General features: G+C 74.4%; 1 pseudogene. It reads right to left on the reverse strand.

Features of this window, described 5'->3' with window-relative positions:
* Window positions 1-262: pseudogene (locus tag AC5RV2_RS19290) on the reverse strand (metallopeptidase family protein); the annotation flags it as partial.

Raw genomic sequence — 262 nt, forward strand, 5'->3', positions numbered from 1 at the left:
CCCGGCGAGGCCGGCGTGAAGCTGCCCAGGGGCGCGGCCTGGCCGCGGGCCAGCAGCTCTTCGAGGCGGGGCGGAATGTCCTCGACCACGAATTGGGCTGCTTCGACCCGCTCCCCCCAGAAGTACGCCAGCCGCTCGGCGGACTCCGCGACCCACTGCTCGAACTGTTCGGACCTGGTCAGGTGGCCGGGCAGGTTGGCGGGCAGCAGGTCGCCGCGCAGCCCGCGGCCGCGGCGGTTCCGGCGTCGTGCGGCAAACGGAC

The sequence above is a fragment of the Arthrobacter sp. Y3225116 genome, assembly GCF_059091245.1.